Annotated in this window: 25 protein-coding genes, 1 tRNA gene and 1 pseudogene; 20 read left to right on the forward strand and 7 right to left on the reverse strand. The window is 69.7% G+C overall.

Annotated elements, in window-relative coordinates; translation table 11 throughout:
* On the reverse strand, positions 1-822 hold an 822-nt coding region (locus tag G6R25_RS05330), incomplete at its 3' end, for a DUF6575 domain-containing protein (protein ID WP_163552099.1).
* A gap of 1,122 nt (positions 823-1,944) precedes the next feature.
* Here G6R25_RS05330 and G6R25_RS05335 point away from each other — a divergent pair.
* Positions 1,945-3,006 (forward strand): beta family protein, encoded by a 1,062-nt coding sequence (locus G6R25_RS05335; protein WP_235947493.1) that lies wholly within the window; start codon positions 1,945-1,947, stop codon positions 3,004-3,006.
* On the opposite strand, the gene G6R25_RS05340 is transcribed toward G6R25_RS05335, so the two are convergent.
* Positions 2,972-3,499 carry a sce7726 family protein gene (locus G6R25_RS05340; protein ID WP_205446878.1) on the reverse strand — a complete coding sequence of 176 codons (528 nt, stop codon included), beginning with the start codon at positions 3,497-3,499 and terminating at the stop codon, positions 2,972-2,974. The genes G6R25_RS05335 and G6R25_RS05340 overlap by 35 nt on opposite strands.
* A 174-nt stretch (positions 3,500-3,673) precedes the next feature.
* Positions 3,674-4,447 (reverse strand): GntR family transcriptional regulator, encoded by a 774-nt coding sequence (locus G6R25_RS05345; RefSeq protein ID WP_163552100.1) that lies wholly within the window; start codon positions 4,445-4,447, stop codon positions 3,674-3,676.
* Between the two features lie 323 nt (positions 4,448-4,770).
* Here G6R25_RS05345 and G6R25_RS05350 point away from each other — a divergent pair, with 323 nt between their 5' ends.
* The 17 genes and pseudogenes from G6R25_RS05350 (at position 4,771) to G6R25_RS26255 (ending at position 16,150) form a co-directional block, all read left to right on the forward strand.
* Positions 4,771-4,959: a hypothetical protein gene (locus G6R25_RS05350; RefSeq protein ID WP_136448575.1), complete on the forward strand. Its 189-nt coding sequence runs from the start codon at positions 4,771-4,773 to the stop codon at positions 4,957-4,959.
* Between the two features lie 5 nt (positions 4,960-4,964).
* Complete coding sequence (locus G6R25_RS05355; RefSeq protein WP_136448574.1) at positions 4,965-5,192, forward strand: hypothetical protein; 228 nt, start codon at positions 4,965-4,967, stop codon at positions 5,190-5,192.
* Positions 5,189-5,323 (forward strand): hypothetical protein, encoded by a 135-nt coding sequence (locus G6R25_RS28680; protein ID WP_268903848.1) that lies wholly within the window; start codon positions 5,189-5,191, stop codon positions 5,321-5,323. The genes G6R25_RS05355 and G6R25_RS28680 overlap by 4 nt, the downstream gene beginning before the upstream one ends.
* Positions 5,320-5,721 carry a hypothetical protein gene (locus G6R25_RS05360; RefSeq protein ID WP_136448573.1) on the forward strand — a complete coding sequence of 134 codons (402 nt, stop codon included), beginning with the start codon at positions 5,320-5,322 and terminating at the stop codon, positions 5,719-5,721. Before G6R25_RS28680 ends, G6R25_RS05360 begins: the two co-directional genes overlap by 4 nt.
* A 68-nt stretch (positions 5,722-5,789) precedes the next feature.
* On the forward strand, positions 5,790-6,086 hold the full coding sequence (locus tag G6R25_RS05365; RefSeq protein ID WP_163552101.1) for a hypothetical protein: 297 nt from the start codon (positions 5,790-5,792) through the stop codon (positions 6,084-6,086).
* A 25-nt stretch (positions 6,087-6,111) separates the two neighbouring features.
* Positions 6,112-6,345: a hypothetical protein gene (locus tag G6R25_RS05370; protein WP_163552102.1), complete on the forward strand. Its 234-nt coding sequence runs from the start codon at positions 6,112-6,114 to the stop codon at positions 6,343-6,345.
* 93 nt (positions 6,346-6,438) lie between these two features.
* On the forward strand, positions 6,439-6,942 hold the full coding sequence (locus G6R25_RS24965; protein WP_205446879.1) for a helix-turn-helix domain-containing protein: 504 nt from the start codon (positions 6,439-6,441) through the stop codon (positions 6,940-6,942).
* Positions 6,939-8,021, forward strand: coding sequence for an RAD23 family protein (locus G6R25_RS24970; protein WP_205446880.1), 1,083 nt, complete (start codon positions 6,939-6,941; stop codon positions 8,019-8,021). Before G6R25_RS24965 ends, G6R25_RS24970 begins: the two co-directional genes overlap by 4 nt.
* Positions 8,018-8,263, forward strand: coding sequence for a hypothetical protein (locus G6R25_RS05385; protein ID WP_163552103.1), 246 nt, complete (start codon positions 8,018-8,020; stop codon positions 8,261-8,263). The genes G6R25_RS24970 and G6R25_RS05385 overlap by 4 nt, the downstream gene beginning before the upstream one ends.
* Positions 8,260-10,338: a hypothetical protein gene (locus G6R25_RS05390; RefSeq protein ID WP_163552104.1), complete on the forward strand. Its 2,079-nt coding sequence runs from the start codon at positions 8,260-8,262 to the stop codon at positions 10,336-10,338. Before G6R25_RS05385 ends, G6R25_RS05390 begins: the two co-directional genes overlap by 4 nt.
* A 222-nt stretch (positions 10,339-10,560) precedes the next feature.
* Positions 10,561-10,932, forward strand: coding sequence for a hypothetical protein (locus tag G6R25_RS05395; protein WP_163552105.1), 372 nt, complete (start codon positions 10,561-10,563; stop codon positions 10,930-10,932).
* 42 nt (positions 10,933-10,974) lie between these two features.
* Complete coding sequence (locus G6R25_RS05400) at positions 10,975-11,532, forward strand: DUF6197 family protein (protein ID WP_163552106.1); 558 nt, start codon at positions 10,975-10,977, stop codon at positions 11,530-11,532.
* Positions 11,533-11,582: 50 nt separating this feature from the next.
* Positions 11,583-12,434, forward strand: coding sequence for a bifunctional DNA primase/polymerase (locus G6R25_RS05405; RefSeq protein WP_235947496.1), 852 nt, complete (start codon positions 11,583-11,585; stop codon positions 12,432-12,434).
* A 398-nt stretch (positions 12,435-12,832) separates the two neighbouring features.
* Positions 12,833-13,838: pseudogene (locus tag G6R25_RS26250) on the forward strand (YfjI family protein); the annotation flags it as partial.
* Between the two features lie 3 nt (positions 13,839-13,841).
* A complete protein-coding gene (locus G6R25_RS24985; RefSeq protein ID WP_235947500.1) occupies positions 13,842-14,225 on the forward strand; it encodes a hypothetical protein in 384 nt (127 codons plus the stop codon).
* A 348-nt stretch (positions 14,226-14,573) separates the two neighbouring features.
* A complete protein-coding gene (locus tag G6R25_RS05415) occupies positions 14,574-14,744 on the forward strand; it encodes a helix-turn-helix transcriptional regulator (RefSeq protein ID WP_163552108.1) in 171 nt (56 codons plus the stop codon).
* Positions 14,744-16,150 carry a tyrosine-type recombinase/integrase gene (locus G6R25_RS26255; protein WP_163552109.1) on the forward strand — a complete coding sequence of 469 codons (1,407 nt, stop codon included), beginning with the start codon at positions 14,744-14,746 and terminating at the stop codon, positions 16,148-16,150. The genes G6R25_RS05415 and G6R25_RS26255 overlap by 1 nt, the downstream gene beginning before the upstream one ends.
* 141 nt (positions 16,151-16,291) lie before the next feature.
* Here G6R25_RS26255 and G6R25_RS05425 read toward each other — a convergent pair.
* From G6R25_RS05425 to G6R25_RS05440, 4 genes are all read right to left on the reverse strand, one after another.
* Positions 16,292-16,364 (reverse strand) — tRNA-Glu (locus tag G6R25_RS05425).
* Between the two features lie 120 nt (positions 16,365-16,484).
* Positions 16,485-17,267 (reverse strand): hypothetical protein, encoded by a 783-nt coding sequence (locus tag G6R25_RS05430; protein ID WP_163552110.1) that lies wholly within the window; start codon positions 17,265-17,267, stop codon positions 16,485-16,487.
* A gap of 484 nt (positions 17,268-17,751) precedes the next feature.
* Entirely contained in the window at positions 17,752-17,958 is a 207-nt protein-coding gene (gene bldC, locus G6R25_RS05435) for a developmental transcriptional regulator BldC (protein ID WP_136447349.1), read from the reverse strand.
* Between the two features lie 152 nt (positions 17,959-18,110).
* Entirely contained in the window at positions 18,111-18,941 is an 831-nt protein-coding gene (locus tag G6R25_RS05440) for a DUF8083 family protein (RefSeq protein WP_163552111.1), read from the reverse strand.
* Between the two features lie 314 nt (positions 18,942-19,255).
* Here G6R25_RS05440 and G6R25_RS05445 point away from each other — a divergent pair, with 314 nt between their 5' ends.
* Both G6R25_RS05445 and G6R25_RS05450 read left to right on the forward strand, forming a co-directional pair.
* Positions 19,256-20,326 carry a Glu/Leu/Phe/Val family dehydrogenase gene (locus tag G6R25_RS05445; protein ID WP_163552112.1) on the forward strand — a complete coding sequence of 357 codons (1,071 nt, stop codon included), beginning with the start codon at positions 19,256-19,258 and terminating at the stop codon, positions 20,324-20,326.
* Positions 20,327-20,637: 311 nt separating this feature from the next.
* Positions 20,638-20,844 (forward strand): DUF3073 domain-containing protein, encoded by a 207-nt coding sequence (locus G6R25_RS05450; RefSeq protein WP_136447346.1) that lies wholly within the window; start codon positions 20,638-20,640, stop codon positions 20,842-20,844.
* Positions 20,845-20,963: the final 119 nt, after the last annotated feature.

Consider the following 20,963-nt stretch of genomic DNA (forward strand, 5'->3'; position numbering starts at 1 on the left):
AGCCTGAAGAAGGTTTCTGTATTTACTTCGAGTGCGATGGCTATGTTGCTTCAACCTCTGGCGCAGTAAGACTTGATTCTTTCCGACTTCGAGCAGTTCCTGCAATGCCTCAATGGCGGGAGCAACCAGGCTGCCCTCGAACATCCGATCTCGAACATCTGCCGCTAGAACAAGAACGAAAGACGCAGCCAGACTGTAAGAGAAGACGAGTCCGCTTTCGTTGCTAATCTCAGCCGGAATCGAACCTCTATCGGTAGCCTTGCCGGTCTCCTCCTGTGCAAGCGCCTCAACAACATCTTGTACCCCAGCCGCTATCCGTGCCAGGGAGCGCAGGGGGTACTCAGTCCTGCTGAGTGTCGGGGGATCGAGTTCCAACGCGACAAGTGTTCGACCCTCTTGCTTCGACTCCTTCTGGAGTCTATCCAAGTCAAAGTGCTGTTGGGTCTCGGTGGCTATTCCTAGTAGCGCGTCTCTGCTCGGCAGCCATTCTTCGGGAATGCTCTCCGGCAGGATCGCCGTCACGGCAGTTGATGGGGAATCTATCCCGTAATCAACCTCCGCCTTATAGATTATTCCATCCTCTGGGTCCGAGAAGGCCTGCCGGATGGGAAATCCACCGCTGCGGACCGATCTGAAACGGCGCTCGGACACGGCGAGGTACAGATAGGTCTCGGTGTCTTCGTCCTCGTCAACGCAAATAACAATAAAGCGTCGGTCTGTCGCCGATATGGCCGAAAAGAACCGAGGGCCATCGTGATAGAAATATATCTCGTCAATTTTGAGATCGCCAAGAATGGTACCTTGGGGCGGGACGACGGTCATGGCTTCGCACTCATCACGCGGGAACTAGGAACCAGGTCTAGCGGAGATGCCCACCAGTCGTGGTGGCTGTCGCCAACTGAGCTGCTAGTCTTTACCACGACGCCATATGACGGCTCAAGAACAACTTCGGCAATTGCCTTTTTTCGAGCCCAAGGCGTAGTCTCGCAGGCATTTATCAGATCATTTACATCAAGAAATAGCGAATGCGAGTAGCATTCGCAACAATCGAAGCGGCCGACGCATTCACCTTTCCTCTTCTTGGCGGGAATAACCCAGTCTTCCGACCCTGGCTCGTCCCCCACGGAAAGAGAACCGCTCACGAGTCGAAAAAACTTCCCGGCCGCAGGCTGCGCCTGCTCGGGCGGGCATCCCGCCGGCAACTGAAGATCATCCCCCATAACAGCAAACTTTAGCAACCGACAGCGCGCACCGGGGGGAAGTCGGCGAACTTGGACGTAACGAAGTGATCGTTGGTGCCTCGATCTACTTGTGAAGGATGCCCCGGGGCGGGATCCTGATCGCTTCGTCACCCGCGCAGGCTCCAAGGCTCGCCCGTCCACCCCCGAGAGTAACTGTAACATAGCTTTCAGTGTAGATCGTCGAGAGGGTGGGTAGCGAGCGATGCTCTCGGGGGCGCTGGTGCGGCCGGCCTCGCGCCGCGAAAGTCCGGCCCCCCGGTGACACGGTGACAAACGGCCTTCTGGCGCCCGTTTCCGCAGGTCAGAGCGGGTCCGACGCTGTCACCAGGGGTGGTGACAGGCCGGTGACACCGGTGACAGCGGCCCGGCCTCGCGCCGCGAAAGTCCCGAACCCCGGTGACACGGTGACACGGTGACAAACGCCGTTTTGGCCAGCGTTTCCGCAGGTCAAAGCGGGTGCCGGCCTGTCACCAGGGGTGGTGACAGGCCGGTGACGGTGGTGACAGCCGGGGGCCCGCCATGGCCGCCCTTGAACAAGTACGGAAAGTTGGCACAGCGGTTCAGGGGCTCTTTGGGACACGAGTGCTGAGAAGTCGCTCCCTGGTCGAAAGATTCGTGAGAGGATTTCACCACCCGAGTCCGCCTGGTCCCCGTGTGTGACGGGAGATCCGCTGTGCCCGCGAATCCACGGTACGTCCCGATCTTGGTTGCCAAGCTCGGTGAGCGCAACGCCCTCAGAGACCTGCCGCCCGCCGCCCGCGCCGGGCTGACGCCGCTGCTCGTTGTTCCGCCCATACCCATCAACCGCGATACGGGAGAGCCGAGCAAGACGGTTGATGACCACCTGCGAGATCTCACCAAAGACGTCAGCGCCAAGTGGGCTGGGCCCGCCTTCGTCGACCTGGGGTACTTCGATGACGCCCAGGCGAGCCTCGCGGAGCACCCTCTGGAGGCCTTCGTCGACAAGCTCGCCAAGACTGAGGCCGAACCTGGCATGGCGGCGATCCCCGTCACCTCTCCGAACCGGTCGCCTCAGTATCAGGACGCGGTGGTCGCTTTACACCGTCGGTACGGGCGAGGTGTCTGCTTCCGACTGTCTCCGGACGAGTGGCCCGCCCTGGACAAGGGGACGGCTCTCAAAAAGCTCATGGGACACCTGCGGATCGGGCCGGGGAAGGCCGATCTGGTCCTGGACTGCGGCAGCAAGATCGGTGATTCGTCCAGGGTGGCGTCCAGCAGGTTCGAGTCGGAGCTGATGGGCTTGCCGGTCCCGAGGCTTTGGCGAAGCATCACGGTGGCGGGAACGTCGGCCCCCGTGGGGATGGCGGGGATCCCTCGCGGCCTCACCGCGGTCGAGCGTGTCGAGTGGGCGACCTACCTGGACCTCGTCGACCACCTGGGCACGCGAACACCGGGATTCGGGGACTATGCCATCGCCAACCCGGATGCCGACGCGGTGGCCTTTCCTCCGGGCGGCTCGATCAGCGCCGCGCTTCGATACACCGAGAACGATCGGTGGATCGTCGCCAAAGGCGGCCTGTTCAAAGGAAAGAACTCGACGGGTGGCGCCGCGATGAACCCCGTTGCCCAGCTTCTCTGCTCGTCACCGCATTTCGCCGGGGCCCAGCACTGCTCCGCTGACGCCTGGATCGCGGATGCTGCCCTCGGGGCGTCGGGCGGAGGCCCGGCCCAGTGGCGTCAGCACGGAACTTTGCACCACCTGGTTACGGTCAGCGAGCAACTCGCCAGTCTGTTCGCCCCTTGAGCCGGGCGCGCACCATGGTCTTCAGCTCCTCAAGTGGGACCTCGGCGGCGAGGCGTTCCCACAGGATCCAGCGAGGCCGCGACCGAAACCCACGGGCCAGGCCGCGGGCCGCGAGTTCGGACAGCGCCTCGTCCCGCCAGAGCAGTTGTACGAGGGCGCCGGGATCCACCGCGGCGTTCATCCGGGCCGGGCGAACCCCGTCCAGGCGCACCTGGTCGACGCCGGAGGCGACGCGCACTCCCCACCAGTCGGGCAGGAGATCCAACGCGCGTTCGTAGTGGTTCTCGGCCACGACCAGCTCGGCGAAATCGAGGACCTGGGAGTAGACGGTGACCTGGCCGGGCAGACGGCGCAGCGTGTCCGTGGAGCCCTTGATCTCGTAGCCGGTCAGGTGCCCGTTGACAACCGCGACGTCCACCCGGGTGAGCCCACACAGATCGAGCTCGTCAAGCACGAGGGTGCCCGGGTCTATCTGCGCCGTGAGATCGCCCATCAGCGCTCGTCGGACATCAACATCCCGCACGCCACACCCGCCTCAGTCCACTTTCGGTCACCTGAAGCAACCCACCTTGTCACCGAATGTCGTTCGCCTCCAGCAACGGCCCGTCAAGCCGCGTGGTCGCGAGCCCAGACGACGGCCCGGCGGCCGGTTGACACAGGGGTGCAGCTACTCGGCGGATACGTCATAGAGCAAAACATGCCGATCCGCCGGCAGGATCACGAGGTAGACCTCGATGGGCCTTTCCTGCTGATCGAAAGTCGTTCGGAGCAGTCGACCTACCGGGACTCCGGGCGCCAAGTGCAGCTTGGCGGATTCCTCTGCGGTCGGCATGCGCCAGGTGATCTCGTCCTCGTATCGGGTGGGGACGTGCCCGAGATCCTCAAGAACCTGATCTGTTCCCTCGACCACATCGGCTGCGGCCATGATCTTGCTTCCCTCGACGATGTCGAGCGGGTAGTAGCTGTCTCCGAGCTGCAACGGCTCCTCGTCGACGTACATCACGCGGCGACGTACCCCGACCGGCTGCCCTGGCTGCAAGGCGAGATGGGCAGCGATCTCATCATCGGCCGCGACCACCTCTGTGGCGCTGACCTGCCTCGGCGTCTTCCCCTGCGCTTCGATCTGCTGAGCGAAGGTGTCCCGCTGTCGGTTAGCTTCGAGCCGCTTGCCGCGGGAGCCCGTGAGGGACGCGTAGTACTTCATCGGCGGTTCCGACCGCACGAAGCTCCCGAGTCCCCGCTTGGAGACCAGCAAGCCTTCGTTACGTAGCAGGTTCAGCGCCAGGCGGACCGTGTTGCGGCTGGTCGCATGCCGTTCGGCAAGTTCGGTCTCCGTGGGGATCTGGGCGCCTGGCACCAGCTCGCCGGAGCGGATCTGCTCGCGGAGTAGCGCGGCGAGCTGGTGGTACAGCGGCCGCGAGTCCGCCGGATTGAAGATCAATTTTGCCCCTTCGCCTGTCTGCAACCTACAAGGTTGTACCCACAGGCTAACAACCCTTGACACGCGCGCCGAGCGTCCTGCATCAATGGTGTTGTTGGTACAACCCAACAACGGTGAGGCGGGGAGGCAATCCCGTCTCACCAGGGCAAGGCTCCGGGCCTTCTGGACATGCAGAAGGCCCGGGGTGGGAGGCAACCCACACCGGGCCAGACACGCCTTGCGAGCGCTCCTAGAGCGCACCTGTGTCTGTGCAGGTCGTGGCGCCTTCCGCACCCCTTGGTGCGCTCCCGGCTCGGGCCGGGGGCCGATCGGAAGGATCGTCCGTGAAGCAGACGAGGAAGAACAACCTCACCGACGCGATCGCACTCGCCCGCGGGATGGTCGCGGCCAACCGGACCGAGGCGAACGACCCGGACAACGACGACGAACTCCGCTACGGCGCCGCCCAGGCCGCGTTCGCGCAGGAGTGCGTCCTGGACCTGTTCACCGGCCAGTCCACCGCGGGCCGGTGACCACCATGACCCGCACCCAGACCCCCGCCCGCAAGATCCGCGACACCACCACCGGCCGCACCGGCCAGACCCGCTCCACGCGGGTCGGTCGCGGCACCACGGGGCTCGGCCCCGACCACGGGCCCGCCACCAGCGACGGCACCGGCCGTGCCAACGGCCCGCAGCGCGTCATGGTCACCTGGGACGACGGCACCCACGACGACGTCCCCGCCGACAGCCTGGACAACCGGTGACCACCACCCCCACCATCCCGGCCCCGGTCGTGGCACCGACCACCACGATCACCGTCTGCTCCGAATGCCTGTCCGTGCTGTTCGACGGCGTCGGCCACGACCAGCTCTGCTCCCGGACCGGTGAGCTGTGACCGCCCCGTTCCTGGCACCGGCACCCGCCCGCACTGGCCGGCAGATCGCCGCGCTCCACGCCGCCGTCGCACTACTGGAACGGCTGGGCAGTCTCGCCGTGCTGACGATCACCGTCGACGTCGACTACTCCCCCGACCTTGTGCTCGGCGTCGAAGCCCAGGTCACCATGCACGCCGAGGACCACGACCAGCGCGACACCGTCTGCCTGGACCGGCTAAACGCCGCCTCCGTCGCCCTCGGCCTCCCGATCCGCCACGAGTGGACCCGCGACGGCCTGCACGCCTTCGGTCTCGCCGCGTTCGACGTCAACGGGGTGCCGGTCCACCTGTGGACCGCGTTCGCCGACCCCGCCATCACCACCCGCGCCCACGCGCTCACCACGCTGCACCGGCGCTGAATCCGCACGCCCGCCGGCCGGCAGACCCACACCCTCGTCTGCCGGCCGGCCTCCCGGAAGGACACCCCGTGACCCTCCCCGGACTGCTCACCGACCCACCCGACGACGACCCCTACCTGCCCGTGCTGAACGACCTGTCGGTGTCGGGCTACTGCGACTTCCAAGGCGCGCTGTCCCAGGCCCGGTACATGGCCGCGATGAACCAGCACGACGCCGAAGACCCGGACCTGCCCGACGACGAACGCCAGTTCGCCGCCCGGACCGCGATCGGCCAGCAGGCCACCATCCAGCTCTTCGCCGCCCTGATCGGCGACCGCACCGAACTCGACGCCCTCGCCGCCCTCGACCAGCCCTTCCCCGCCTGACATCCACAACCGAAAGGAACCCGCCATGGACCCCAACCAGATCATGAGCATTCAGGACGAGGCGATCGCCGCCACCCGTGAGATCACCGACCCCACCGTCCGGTTCCGTCGGCTCCTCGACGCCGTCCGCGGCAGCACCGAGGGCAACGCCCTGCTCGACGAGGCCGCCGACCTCGCCCGCAACCTCGAAGCCCCCGAAGACCGGTCGGCCGCCCTGTGGCGGGTCTACGACACCGCCGTGCGCACCACCCGCTACTGACCGTCCCACCCCACCGCCCGGTGGGCGGCCCCGGCCAGAGTTGCACCTCCGGCCGGGGCCTCGATCGCCACCCCTTCAACCCTGGAGACGACCGTGCCCCACAGCATGCCCGACCCCACCCCCGCCGATCAGGCCTGGTTCTGGACGCCCGCCTGGCAGGACGGTGAGCGCCAGGCCGGCGAGCAGATCGCCGCCGGTGGCCTGCACGTCTACGACGACATGGCCGCCCTGTTCGCCGACCTCGACGACGCCGCGCTGACCGTCGGCGGCACCGGCTACGGCAAAACCTCACCGGCCACCGCCCTGCTCGGCGGCATGCCCGGCCAAGGCAAGTCCAACGTCCTGTGGCACCTCACCGTCCCCACCGCCCCCGCCACGGCCGACCCGTCCGCCGACCCGCTCGCCGGCCTGCGCCCGCTGATCTCGGTGGAGCAGGCCGCCGAAATCATGGGCTTCTCCCGGGCATCGGCCTACCGCTACGTCAAGGCCGGCCAGATGCCGTCCCGACGTCTCGGCGGCCGGGTGTACGTCCTCACCGCCGGTCTGCGCGCCCTGCTCACCCCCGACACCCCGGCGGAGGCGGGTGATCCAGCATGAAATACAAGATTGAAAAGGAGGAGTACGCCGACACCCACACCGTCGACGGGGTCACCGCCCCGGTGACCCGGACCCGTCGGGTCGCGATTCCAGTACTCCCCAGGGACTGGGATGCTCTCGCCGTCCGTGCCGTCGTCGGCCTGGTTCTGGCCCTGACTGTCGTGTCGATCACCTGGTCGACGGTGAGCATCGCGCATCTACTCAACGGGACCTGGACGGCCTATCTCGCCGGCGGCGTCTTCGATCTCGCCTGGTGCGCCGCGCTGGGCATGGCATACCTCGTACGGTTCCGCCCCGACCGCCGGGCGGTCGTCGACCGGGTCGGCTGGGCCCTGCTCGCGGTCACCGTGACCGCGATCGGTCTGGAGGGCTACCGGACCGGGGGCCTGGCCATGGCCTGCATCGGCGCATCGGTCAGCGTCGCCGCGAAAGCCCTGTGGTGGACCCTCGGGCACGCGACCCGTCCCGAGCTGACCGCCGACGACGCGCAGTGGGTCGCCGCGCAGATCTCCGCCGCCAGCGCACAACTCGCCGTCGCCTCGGTGCGCCGGCAGGTGGCCCGCGCCCAGGACCGGGTCACCGCGGAACTCCTTGCCATCGAAGCATCGCGCCGCCCCCCGGTCGGCACGGTGCCGGTCGACGACGCAGCGCTGGTTGTCGTGCCGAGCACCTCCACCGACGCGCTGATGAGCGGTGCCACGCCCGCGCCGCCGTCCACCGCGGTGGACGCGCCGGACGGCGTGTCCGAGGCGCCCGCACGAACAACCGTTGACCTGCCCGAACAGCCCGCCGCGAAGCACCCCTCGAAGCATCCGGCGAAGCAGTCTGCGGCGCGGTCGAACCGTGGTGTTGCGGTGCCGCGCGCCGCGCGCACGAAGCAGCCCGCGGCGCGTACGGACGCCGAACTGCTGGCCGTCCTCGACGTCCTCGGGGATGCGGTGGCAGAGCTGTCGGTGCGCGGCGCGGCGGCGCACCTGGAGATCGGGGAGACCCGCGCGAAGCGGCTCCTGACCGAGCACGCCGGCCGCCGGCAGGCGCCGCTGTCACTGGTCCACGACGACCGGGAGGTGTCGGCATGACCGGCGGCGTGCAGGCCGATCTGCGCCGGCTGCCCTGGTGGGCCACGGGTCTGCTGGCGCTGCTCGCCGTGATGGTCCTGACCCTGCGCGCCGTCGGCCTGCTCGTCGCGGTCGTCGTGACCACCGCTGAACGCCTCGACGTCGCCGCCGCAACCACCGCCGGGATCAGCCCGCTGGGCGCGTCGACGTGGCTCGTCTCCACCGCTGCTTCCGACTGGACCCGCCCCGGGGGTGACCTGTGAGCACCGACCCTGCCGAGCCGATCCGCCACGGCACCCTCGTCCCCGGCCCCTGGACCCCGCGCGTCGACATCGACCCGCCCGGCGGGGTCCTGGAACCCGGCCCGGACGACGTTCTCGACGCCACCGAACCGCGCACCAGCCGCTGGCAGCAGGCGTTGACCGCGTCGGCCGCCGAGCCGGTCGCCCCGCTGGTGTTCCGCGACCCGACCCGCGCGCTGGCCACCACCGGCTACGTCGGCCGGGAACTCGCCCGCATCGCCCTGCGCCGCGCGCTGCGCCCGTGGGAGGCACTGCGGGTCCTGCCCCCGGCCGGCCGGGGCCTATGGCGCGCCGCGTCCGCCTGGGCCCGTTGGGTCACTGCCCGCGACATCCGCTTCGACCACGTCGCCCGCCCCGGCGTCCAGGTCGCCTCCCGTAGCGAGATCCGCGACAACCAGAAGATCCGCGCCGCCGTCAGCGGTGCGGGCCTCGTCGGGTTCAGCGTCGGAGAGACCGTCGGCTATCTGATGGTCGGCTTCGAAGTCCCGACCCTGACCGGCCTGGGCGTCCTCACCCTCGCCTGGGCGTTCGGCCGGCAACCCGGCGAACGACGCGCCACCCTGCTCCTGGGCAGCCAGACCGCGTTGCGCCCCGGGGTGCCCGTCGGCATGCTCGCCAAGACCATCGTCGCTGGCCTCGACGAGAACCGCGTGTCCGCCGAGGTCGCCGCGCTGCCACAGGAAGCCCGCTGGGGGTGGACGGTCGCGGTCATCACCGAAGACGAGATCACCGACAAGACCGTCCGCGCCCTGGAACGCAAACTCCGGACCCGCCGCAACGCGATCACCCCGATCGCCGACCCGAACAACGCCGCCCAAACCCTGCTGCGCATCGTTCACACCGACCTGCTCGCCCAGGTCGGCGCCCCGCCGCACCACAAGCCGACGTCGCTGACCATCACCAGGCCCGCCGACCTCGGCAAGACCATGGGCGGCGGCGCCCTGCTCCTGGAACTGCTTCGCGTGCACGCCCTGATGGTCGGTGGCACCGGCAGCGGGAAAAGCAGCGCCCTCTGGAAAAAGATCGACTTTTACACGGCGTGCCGTGACGTCGTGGTCTGGGGCATCGACCTGACCGGCGGCCCGGTGTTCACCGCCTGGGGTGACTGCATCCAACGCGTCGCCACCACCGTCGACCAGGCCCGCGACCTGTTGGAATCCGCGATCCGGATCGCGGTCGCCCGCACCACCCTGCTCGGCCAGCGCTCCCGCCCCCGCCTCGACGGGCCACCCGCCGGCGACGAGAACTGGAACCCCGCCGCCGACGGACCAGCCATCGAAATCGTCATCGACGAATACCCCGTCCTCGTCGACGCCAAGCTCGGCGACCTCGTCACCACCCTCGGACGCATCGGACGGAAAGTCGCCGTCCAGGTCACCCTCGCCGCCCAGAAGTCCGGCCGCGGGGACCTGGGGAACACCACGATCCGGGCGATGGCCGAGGTGCAGATCCTGCTGCCCTGCGCCTCCGGTGACGTCGACATGCTCTGGCCCGGCAAGCGGGCCGAAGGCTGGCGTCCCGACCTGCTCAAGGGCGCCTCCGGTCGGCGGGCGAACGACGCCGGGAAAGCGTTCATCAACGCCTCCGGCCACGACGAACCCGAAGCCAGCCGCTTCTACCGCCTCGAACTCGCCGACATCCACACCCGGACCATCGAACGCATGAAGGCCGGCCTGCCCATCCTCGACGAGCTCAGCCAGCGGGCCAGCGACTCCGACATGGACATCTCCGACGTCATCGTCCGCGAGGTCCCGAAGCTGCTCCAGGACCTCGCGGACGCCTTCGACGCTCACGGCAGCACCCGCCTGCCCTCGGTGAACGCCTGTGAGTACCTGTTCCACGCCGACCCGCAGGAATACGCCGACCTCGCCACCGACGGAACCCGCGAAGACACCCTGCGCGCCTCCAAAGCCCTCGCCCAACTCCTCGCCCGCCACGGCCTCGCCCCCGGCCAGCTCGGCGGCCCGTCCAACCCCCGCGGCTACCGCCGCACCGACCTCGACCAGGCGATCTCCGGCGACCTGCCACCGCTCTAACCACCGCTACGGGGACCGCTACGGGACTGCTGCAGACCGCTGTCCCGTAGCGGTCCCCGTAGCGGTCCCACAGCCCCAAAAAGCGGTCCTGACCAGGGCTGTAGCGGTCCCAGCGGGGCAGCCGTAGCGGTCACCGGTAGCGGCCCCCGCCCCCTCGTGGCCCCTTGCGGCGCCGCCCGCCGCTACCGACACACCGGCCACCGCCACCGAAAGGAAGATCGGATGACCACAAAGTGCCCTCGCTGCCGCGGAACCCGATTCGTTGGCCGAGGCAAGGCGCGCGGCCCCTGCCTCGCCTGCGCCCCCGCCGGCCTCGGCGACCGCACGGTCGGCGCGATCCAACGCGCCACCGACCGGCTCGTCGGCCGCCGTCTCGATGTGGAGGGCCGGCAGACCACCAGCCGGCCGCACCGGCTTGCAGCCGAAACCACCCGTACCCGCGCACCCAAGAAGAAGACCACCGCCCGTAAGAAGACCGCTCCCACGCCGGCCGTGGTCCTGCCGGCCTGCGACCGGTGCGGCACCCGCGGACCGCTCACCGTCACCAGCCGTGGCGCCGTCTGCGCCGGTGGATGTGCCCCGACCGCTTCCTGACCAGCCACACCCCAACCAATCACGTCGATCAAGGAGACCAGCGTGGGCCCGTTCAGCCCGAAGAAGACCACCCCCCCGACCACCGTCCCCGCCCTGCTGCGCGCCGCCCGCGGCGAACTCGACCGGCGCGGCTGGACCCGGCACGACCTCGTGGCCCCCACCGGGGAGGTCTGCCTCCTCGGTGCGCTCAACGCCCCACTCACCGAGGACGTGCGGGACGAGCCTGCCACCGTCGACGCCCAGTGGCTCCTCGTCGCCGCGGTCGACACCCTCGTGCGTCGTCTCCCACCCACCGACCGCGCCGACGCGGAAGAGGACTGCGAGTACCCCGAGGATCTGGCCTTCTACCTCTTCGGCGAGATCTCGAACTGGAACGCCGCCGACGGGCGCACTCTCGCCCAGGTCGTGGCCCTGCTCGACACCACCGCGGCCGAGCTGGAGGACACCGACGAAACGGTGCGCACCGCCGGTATCCCAGCGCGGCTGACGTCTGCGACCTGCCCGCATTCCTGGTTCTCCGACGAGGTTCCCCCCGCGCCCGACCGGCCCGGCCGCGCCGCCGTCTGCACCGGCGGCTGCCCACCGAGGCAGGCAAGCTGATGGACCCGCTGCCCGGCGCGACGGGCCGTCCAGGACGGCTCCACGCTGCCGTGAGCTACGCAGCCCGCGGCTGGCAGGTGTTCGTCCTCGGCTGCACGAAACGACCCGTCGCCAACTGCGAGCCGTGCGCCGCCGCTGGGCCCGACCACGACCGGGAAGCCTGCCTGTGCCTGACCTGCCACGGCTTCTACGCCGCCACCGTCGACCCCGACCGGATCACTGCGATGTTCGCCGCGGTCCCCGATGGCCTGCTCGCGATCCGCACGGGCGCCGTGTCCGGCCTGACCGTCGTTGATATCGACCCTCGCAACGGCGGCGAGTTCGACCGGGCGCTGATGAACCCGACCACGACCGTGACCACCCCCGGCGGGGGCTGGCACCTCTACTACGCCCACCCCGGCCGGTCGCTGCCCGGCAAGCTCCACGGCCGGGAAGGGGTCGACATCAAAACCGACGGCGGGCTGGTCGTCGCACCACCTTCCACCCCCGCCGGGGCCGCCCGGGGCTACCGGTGGACCTCCCAGCCCCGGCCGGTCAACGAGATGGCCCCCCGCCTCCTGGAGGCCTGCCAGGTCCGCTCGGGGCTACCGGTCCCAGCTGGGACCGGTAGCGCCAGGACCAGCTCGGCTACCGCTGTGGGGGCGGGGGCCATCTCCCACCCGGATGCGCTGCTCGCGGCAACGCTGGCCGCTGTCGACCGGGCCCCGCAAGGCCGACGCCGCGTCACCCTCTACGGCGCCGCCCGCGGTCTGGCCCGCATGGTCGCCGCCGACGCGCTGAGCACTCTCGACGCAGTCGCCGCACTGACCGCCGCCGGTCAACGCAACCAGCAGACCCCCCGGGACATCCGCGGGGCGATCAAAGGCGGCTTCGAAGCCGAAGGCCTGCTCTCACCGGTCTGACCCGATCCGCTCACATGCCCTGAGCCCGCCAACCCCACCCAGACGCACCAGACCGGCAGAAAAACGGCCCCATGGCCCTCTCAGGGCTTCCTGAGAGGGCCGCCACCGCCGTCATCCACCACCGACCGCCTCACCAGGCCGACTACCCGCAGGCCCGCCAGAAGCCCGTACGCGTCCTCGAAGGAGGGGCCGTGACCTCACCACCACCAGCCACCATCCAGCCGATCCGCCCTCATAACCCCACCCTGACCCCGCCCGTCAACGGCGGACCGATGTGGGAACTCCCCGTCCCGCTCACCAGCCCCGCGCCACCCCCTCCGTTTCCGATCGAGGTGTTCCCCGACTGGCTCGCCGACATGGTCCGCGCCGTCGCCACCTTCACCCAGACCGACCCCGCCATGGCCGGCGCGGTCGCCCTCGCCGTCCTGTCCGCCTGCGCCGGTGGCCGGCTGCAGGTCGAACCCATCGCCGGCTGGCGGGAACCGGTCAACCTGTTCCTCGCCGCCGTCGCCGACCCCGGCGAACGCAAAAGCCCCGTCCACGGCACCCTCACCGCCCCCCTGCAAGCCGCAGAGAAAACCCTCACCGACCACATCGCCCCCCTGGCCAAGCAGAACGCCGCCCTGCGCGAAGTCGCGGCCCGCGAAGCCGAGCAGGCGAAGAACACCGTCGGTAGGGCAGCCGAAGACAAGCGGACAGCCGCCAGAGCCGAAGCGGTCGACGCGATCCTGGCCGCCGACGCCATCGACGTCCCCACGCTGCCCCGGCTGCTCTGCGACAACGTCACCCCCGAAGAACTCACCAGCCTCATGGCCGAACACGGCGGACGCATGGCCCTGATCTCCCCCGAAGGCGGCGTCTTCGACATCCTCGCCGGCCAGTACTCCAAAGCCCCCAACCTCGACCCCTACCTCAAAGGCCACCCCGGCGAGCCGATGCGCGTCGACCGCAAGGGCCGACATCCCCGCACCCGCCCTCACCGTCGGCGTGATGATCCAACCCACCGTGCTTCGCAAGTTCGGCGCCGATGGTGACCTCGCCGGCCGGGGCCTGGTCGCCCGGTTCCTGTTCGTCATCCCCACCTCGCTCGGCGGCTGGCGCGACGTCCAAGCACCCCCCGTCCCCCCGCCCATCGCCGACCGCTACACCCGCACCATCCACACCCTCGCCACCACGTTCGCCGCATGGACCGACGACCCCGCCGTCATCACCCTCACTGGCGCCGCCGCCGCCCTGCGCATCGCCCACGCCGAACGCATCGAGGTCCAGCTACGGCCCGGCGGCCAGTTCCATGACATGCGCGAATGAGCCAACAAGCTCGCCGGCACCACCCTGCGCCTCGCCGGCCTGCTCCACCTCGCCCATCACCCCCACGACGGCTGGCACCGCCCCATCACCGCCGAGCAGATGGCCGCCGCCATCCACCTCGCCGACGTCCTCGCCGCCCACTGCACCGCCGCCCTACACACGATCACCGCCGACCCGGCCAGCGGACCCGCCGGTCGGACCCTGCGCTTCCTCATCAACAAGCAGATGACCGACTTCACCCGCAGGGACCTGCACCGAAGCCTCAGGCGCCAGCTTCCCAAGACCAGCGACGTCGCCGCCGTCCTCGACACCCTCGCCGCCCTCGGCTGGATCCGGCAACGTCCCGACGGCCGCCACGAACTCCACCCCCGCGCCCGGGAACTCGCCGACAGCGGTGACACGGTGACAAACGCCATCGATGACGCCTTCACCGCAGGTCAAAGCACCACCTCCCCTGCTACCTTCACCGCCGACCGCTGGTGACACCGGTGACAGCAACCTCGCAGCCCAGCTGTCACCACCGTCACCGGCCTGTCACCACCCCCGGTGACGCCCACTCATGCCCTCTGACCTGCGGTAACAGCACCGTTGATGTTGGTTGTCACCGTGTCACCGCGATCCCCGCATCCCACGGCCCACCAGGTGCCACCAACCCTCACCCGCCACGCCCGAAGCGACCCCGGCGACCGCCGACCAAGCAACCCGCCGGGGCCGCACCCCGCCCCACCGAAAGCAGAACGGAGCGATCCCAGGATGCCCCCACTTGCCCCGCGCACGAACCCGGCCCGCCCTGCCAAAACCACACGCGCCGCTGGAGGAGCCGGACGGTTCATGAGCGTCTCCAACCTCTGCGACGAGCTGGAGATCGCCCGGTCGACGTTCTACGACTGGCGTGCGAAGAACACGGCACCACCCTGCATCAAGCTTCCCAACGGGGAGCTCCGCATTCGTCGAGTCGACTTCGACGCCTGGCTCAACGCTCTCCCGAAGGACGCGGCCTGATGGCGACCACCACCTACGACGTCCGGATATGGAAAACGGAGATCTACCGCGGCAGCCGCGTCACGACCTACTACGTCCGATGGGGCGTCGACGGGAACCGGTTCAAGGAGCCGTTCCGGACCCGGGCGCAAGCGGAGAGCTTCCGCGCCGATCTCGTAGCGGCGACGAGGAAGGGCGAGGCCTTCTACGTGGCCACCGGACGGCCGATATCCATGGACTGCATGGACGCGAGCATGTCCTGGTACGAGTTCGCCTGCGCCTACACGGACGTGAAGTGGCCGCGCGCCGCGGCGACCACCAGGCGGACGCTCGCCGAGGCCCTCACCGCCATCACCCTGTGCCTCGTGTCCACGGAGAGAGGGATGCCCGACGGCAGGGTGTTGCGCACGGCGCTGCGCCGCCGGGCCTTCAACACCGCCCTCCGCGACGGTGATGACGTCCCCGACGAAATGCGGGACGCCCTGCGGTGGGTGGCCTCCCACACCCGGCCGGTGGCGAGCTTGGCCGACCCGACCACGCTGCGAAAGGTGCTGGACGGACTGACGATCAAACTTGACGGCACCCCGCGCGCCGCGAGTGTCGTCACGCGCTGGCGGAAGATCCTCAACAACGCGGTGGCGTACGCGATCGAGGGCAAGCTCCTGGCCGTCAACCCGATTCCGGCGCTCAAGTGGAAGGCGCCGCGAAACGTCCAGGTAGTGGATCGCCGCTCCGTCGTCAACCCCGTCCAGGCACGCACGCTCCTGCGCGCGGTACCGGGGCTCAAGGAGACCGGGCCTCGGCTGGAGACCTACTTCGGATGCCTCTACCTGGCGGCTCTTCGCCCCGAGGAAGCGTCCGCACTGGACGAGACGAACCTCGCGCTGCCCGACACAGGGTGGGGAGAGCTGCACTTGGGCCGCGCCACCCCCCACGCCGGGAAGGGGTGGACGAACACCGGTGACGACCGTGACGATCGGCAGCTCAAACAGCGTGAGCCAGGCGAGATCCGACTCGTGCCATGCCCGCCTGAGCTCACCGCGATGCTGCGCCGCCACATCCAGCTGTTCGGGACAGGGCCGGGCGGTCGGCTGTTCGTGACGGAGCCCGGCGATCCGATCTCCAGTCTCACGATCACTCGCATCTGGAGTCGGGCGCGAGCGGCGACCTTCACCGACGAAGTCGCCGCGTCCGTGCTCGCGAAGACGCCCTACGACCTCCGTCACGCCGCGGTGTCGACCTGGCTCAACGCCGGCGTCCCCGCGACGCTGGTCGCCGGCTGGGCCGGACACAGCGTCGAGATCCTCCTCAAGATCTACGCGAAGTGCCTCGACGGCGAGGAGATCCGCATGCGCAGCCGCATCGAGGACGCGCTCGGCTGGAAGCCCGACAAGCCGGACCGGGACGGCGAACCCGACCACGCGTAGGCGGCCGGCGAACTTCGGCACCACTTCGGCACAGCCTGCCGGAGTTCGCCGGTACCAGCCGGACACGGCCGGACAGTCCAAGGAGGTTTGGTGAGGCCAAAAGCCCTGGTGGAGCAGGGGTTTTGGCTGGTGATCGAAGTGTGCCCCCAACGGGATTCGAACCCGTGCTACCGCCTTGAAAGGGCGACGTCCTGGGCCGCTAGACGATGGGGGCGCGGTGACGATCACAGCCCGGGGCGGAGCAACCGCTGCGCCACTTCGTCGATCGTCTGAAGCACTGCAAGCATAGGGGATGGCCAGGGCGGGCGACAAACCCGTCCGGGCCAGGTCCCGGTCAGCGGATGCCGACGGGGTGGGCAGGCAGGGCCGGGCGCGGGTCGGCCCTGCGGTAGCGGGAGTGGAAGAAGGCGCGCACCGGCCGGCCGCCGATCGCGATCGAGTGGGTGATGCGCACGACCTGCGCGCCACCGCCGGCACCACTGCCACTGCCGGCATCGGCGAGGTCGAAGGACATCGTGACGTCGTCGGCCCGCTCCAGGGGGGTGTTCGGGTCGTAGACGCGCAGGGTCACCGCCGTGTCGACCTGGGTGTAGGCGTAGGCGAGAACCTGGTGGTTCAGGCCGAGTTGCAGGGGATCCGCCGAGTGGACGGTGATGACGCCGATCGGGGCGAGCCGTCCGGAGTCGAGATCGAGCCGGATCCGCGGCCATTCGTCGGCGAGGCTGCGCCGTCCCACGCCGAGGCGGCCCAGCGCGCTGCCGGGGGTGTCGGCGCCTCGCATGAGCCCGTAGTACCGGGCGACGCCGCGGGGCAGGTCGAAGCTCGCCAACAGGCGGCGCACGAGGTAGCCGTACAGCGGGGTACCCCGCTGGGGCGGCTCGACGTCGGACGGCACAGCGACGTCGACCTCGAACAGGTCGCGCACCGCGAAGATCATGCCGCCGCACAAGCCGCGGCTGGCGTCCCCGATCCCGATGCCCAGGGGCATGCCGGGCAGCCGCAGGGCCAGCAGTGGCTGGGCATCGAAGCTGTTCGTGAACCGGAAGGCGCCGCTGGCGGGCAGGAACCCGGGCACGGCGGAGCGCACCACCCAGCCCTGGGGGCGGTCACGGTCCATGGTGCAGCCCCTCCGCCCGGCCCCACACCGCCTGGACTGGCCAGACGGCGGGTGCCGGTCATCGTTCCGGTCGGTGAACGGCCGCCAGACTGCGGCGGCCCCGTCCGTCGCCTTCGCCGCGTACGGCGAGGCCGGCGGACGGCCCACCAGGGCCGTCCGCCGGTTCCCCAACAGGCCCACCCTGCGCCCTCCCGGTGCTCAGGTGGTCCTTGACGCAGACGTCGACGCAAACCGGACCTCGCCCGGCGGCCTCCCAGCCAGCCGGGCAGTCCGGCGTTCGGATCTTCACACTTCCTTAACGTCGGGTGGCCCGTAGGTGGGGGCCCGGACCGGCCGGCTTGTCCGGTTCTCAGTGAACGGACAGCTTTTCGGACCTTCGGCCCTGTTCCACCAGGTCTGACCACCGACACCCTCGCGCTGGCGGTGGATGCCGCCCGGACGAGGGAAAAGAGGTGTCTCCGGCTACGCGCCAGGTCGGCGCGATCTACATGTCGCCTCCGATGCTCGGGACCCCCTTCAGCAGAGCACGCACCTCGGCCTCTCGGTACCGGCGGTGCCCACCCAGGGTCCGAATCGACGTCAGCTTGCCGGCCTTCGCCCACCGGGTCACGGTCTTCGGGTCAACCCGAAACATCGTGGCTACCTCGGCGGGCGTCAGCAGCGGCTCGGCGTCCGGCGTTCGTGTCGTCATTGCGTTGGCCTCCCGTCACAGAGCGTCGCTCCGTCCCATACAGATCGTGCATCCTTCGGGGGCATTTCGGACATGGCACGTCAGGACCATCTGCTGACTAGTCACAGCTCGTCCGAAGCGGACGGCGACTCTCGGTTAACGGAATGCGTCGATCAGCTTGCGGATTCCCGCGCCTGCAGGGGTCTCCACCTCATCAGGACCCGTTCGTAAGCTTCGACCGCTAGGTCTGTTCGCCCACGGCGTAACGCACTGACAGCCTCGACGATGTCCTCTACCGAGCTGTCGCGCCGAAGCATGCCATCGTCGAGTAGGTCAACTAGCCCGTCGTAGTCCAGTTCGACCCTGCTCTGCGGATGGAAGGACCCCAGCCAACGGGCCAGATCGCCGATGCCCTCGACCGCGGGGGCATCCCCCGTGCCCCCCCGCAGCGTCCCGACCGCCTCCACCGCGCGGCTCGCCCGGCGCCGGGCCAGGCTCATCGTCGTCCGATAGATCATCGACCGCTCGGCGGTGTCGCCGGTGACCAGCGACCGCTCGGCCGGGTCGAACAGCAGGAACCACGGCGGCGGGACCATCCAGGTGCAGGTCTGGACGTGGACCTTCAGGCTCGGCCGGCGGGCCTTCCACCGGTCCAGCTCGATCTCGGCCGGTTCGGTGATCCGCCGTGGCAGGAACGCCTCGGCGACCCGCTCGGGCAGCAGGCCGCGGAACTCCAGCGCCGCCTGCCACACCCGCAGCTGGGTCGACCATGGGCAGACGAACATCAGCCCGTCGATCCACTGCACGAACGCCGACTCGTCGGCCACATCGAGGGTCGGCCGGACGCTCGCGACCAAAGCGACGGCCCGCTCCTGGCGCGAACCGGCGCGGCGCGACGGCGGCCCCGCGGCGGCGTAACGCTGCCAGCGCCCCCGCTCGGCGGCCGGAAAGGCCGCCAGCGGCTCGTACACCCGCAGGTACGCCGCGGGCGAGACGACAGCCATCTCAGCTCCCACTGACCGCGTCCGACCCGAGCGCCGGCCGTACGCAGGCGGCGCGGCGCTCACCCCGCGGGGTGAGCGCGGTCACGCGCCGGAGCGCCGCGGACGACACCCACGCGGATGCCCTGGAACCTGGCATGCCTCGATCCTGGCACGTCCACCCGCAAGCCGTGCGCCCTACCGGGGCCGTAGGGTTCGCCAGGACCCGCCCGGCGCCGCCACCCGTGCTCGGCCGGCCGCCGACCTGCAGGTCCGCCGGGCGGATGGCGCCGCGCCGCGCCGGGTCCGAGCCGGGTCCGTCCCCCAGGAGGTGCACCATGACATCGCTGTTCGGTGCCGTTCGCGACCACGAACAGGTGCTGCTGTGCTCGGACCAGCGCACCGGGCTACGCGCAATCATCGCGGTCTACTCGACCGCTTTGGGCCCCTCGCTCGGGGGCACCCGCTTCCACCCCTACACCGACGACGACGTCGCGCTCGCCGACGCCCTGGCGCTGTCCCGGGCGATGGCCTACAAGGCCGCCTGCGCGGGCCTGGACTTCGGCGGCGGCAAGGCCGTCATCATCGGCGACCCCGCCCGCGACAAGTCCGAGCCGCTGCTGCGCGCCTTCGGCCGCCACATCGCCTCACTGGGCGGACGCTACATAACCGCCTGCGACGTCGGCACCTACGTCGACGACATGGACGTCATCGCCCGCGAGACGCGCTGGGTGAGCGGACGCTCGCCGGCACACGGCGGATCGGGCGACTCCGGCGTGCTGACCGCCTACGGGGTCTTCGAGGGCCTACGCGCGGCCGCGCGGCACCGGTGGGGGACGTCGGACCTCGCCGGACGCCGGGTGGGGGTCAGCGGCGTCGGCAAGGTCGGCCGCCGCCTCGTCGGGCACCTGATGGCGGACGGGGCCTCGGTGATCGCCGCGGATGTCGATCCGGCGGCCCTGGCCCGGGTGCGCGCCGAGTTCCCGAGCGCGCAGACCGTCGACGACCCCGACCAGCTGTTCGACCTCGACCTCGACGTCTACTCGCCGTGCGCACTCGGCGGCGCGCTCAGCGCCGAGACGGTCACCCGGCTGCGCGCGGAGATCGTCTGCGGCGGCGCCAACAACCAGCTCGCCACGCCCGACATCGGCCGCCGGCTCGCCGACGCCGGGGTCCTCTACGCGCCCGACTTCGTCGTCAACGCCGGCGGGCTCATCCAGGTCGCCGACGAGATCGAGGGGTACTCGCCGGAGCGGGCCCGAGCCCGGGCGGCACGCATCTTCGACACCACCGCGCAGGTGCTCCGCCTCGCCCACGACGAGGGCGTGACTCCGGCGACCGCCGCCGAACGGCTCGCCGAACGCCGGATCGTCGAGGTGGGCCGGCTGCGCGGGATCCTGCTGCGGTGAGTCGCGACCGGCCCCAGGTCGGCGCACGGCACGTCTGCGCAGGTCCGGACGATCGAAGGGACGTGACGGTGGACACATCGCGACATGGCGGGTCGGGCCATCGGCGAGCCGGTGAGCGGCCCCGATCCCCCGCTCGAACCCGTCGGACAGGGGGCTTCCTGGAGCACTTCCGATCATGGTCATCTTGTCCGAGGACAGGCAACTGTCGGGTTGGCGTGCCGAGAAGCCTCCGATCCCTGTAGTCTCGGGAAGCACCAGAAAGTGAGAGCACCGGGGCGGGTCCCCGTCGTCATGTTCGAGGGGGTCGAGCCATGGGGCGCGGCCGAGCTAAGGCCAAGCAGACGAAAGTCGCCCGCGAGCTCAAGTACAACTCGCCCAATATGGATCTCGACCGATTGAAGGCGGATCTGGGCGCGGGCTCGACGCGCGAGAACAACAGCGACGATGCGCACGTAGATGACGATTACGGATACGACGCTTACGCAGACGACGAGGACGATCGCCGTTCCTCCCGCTGACACAGCGTCACATCGGTAGTCGTCCCGCCGCGGCAGGCTCACCCCGGCGGTCGTCGCCGATGGTGGCGGCCCGGGCTTCGGTCCGGGCATCCACCGTCATGCCGTGCTGCCTAGGTGCA

It is taken from the genome of Candidatus Frankia alpina, from assembly GCF_902806485.1.
Taxonomy (GTDB): domain Bacteria; phylum Actinomycetota; class Actinomycetes; order Frankiales; family Frankiaceae; genus Frankia; species Frankia alpina.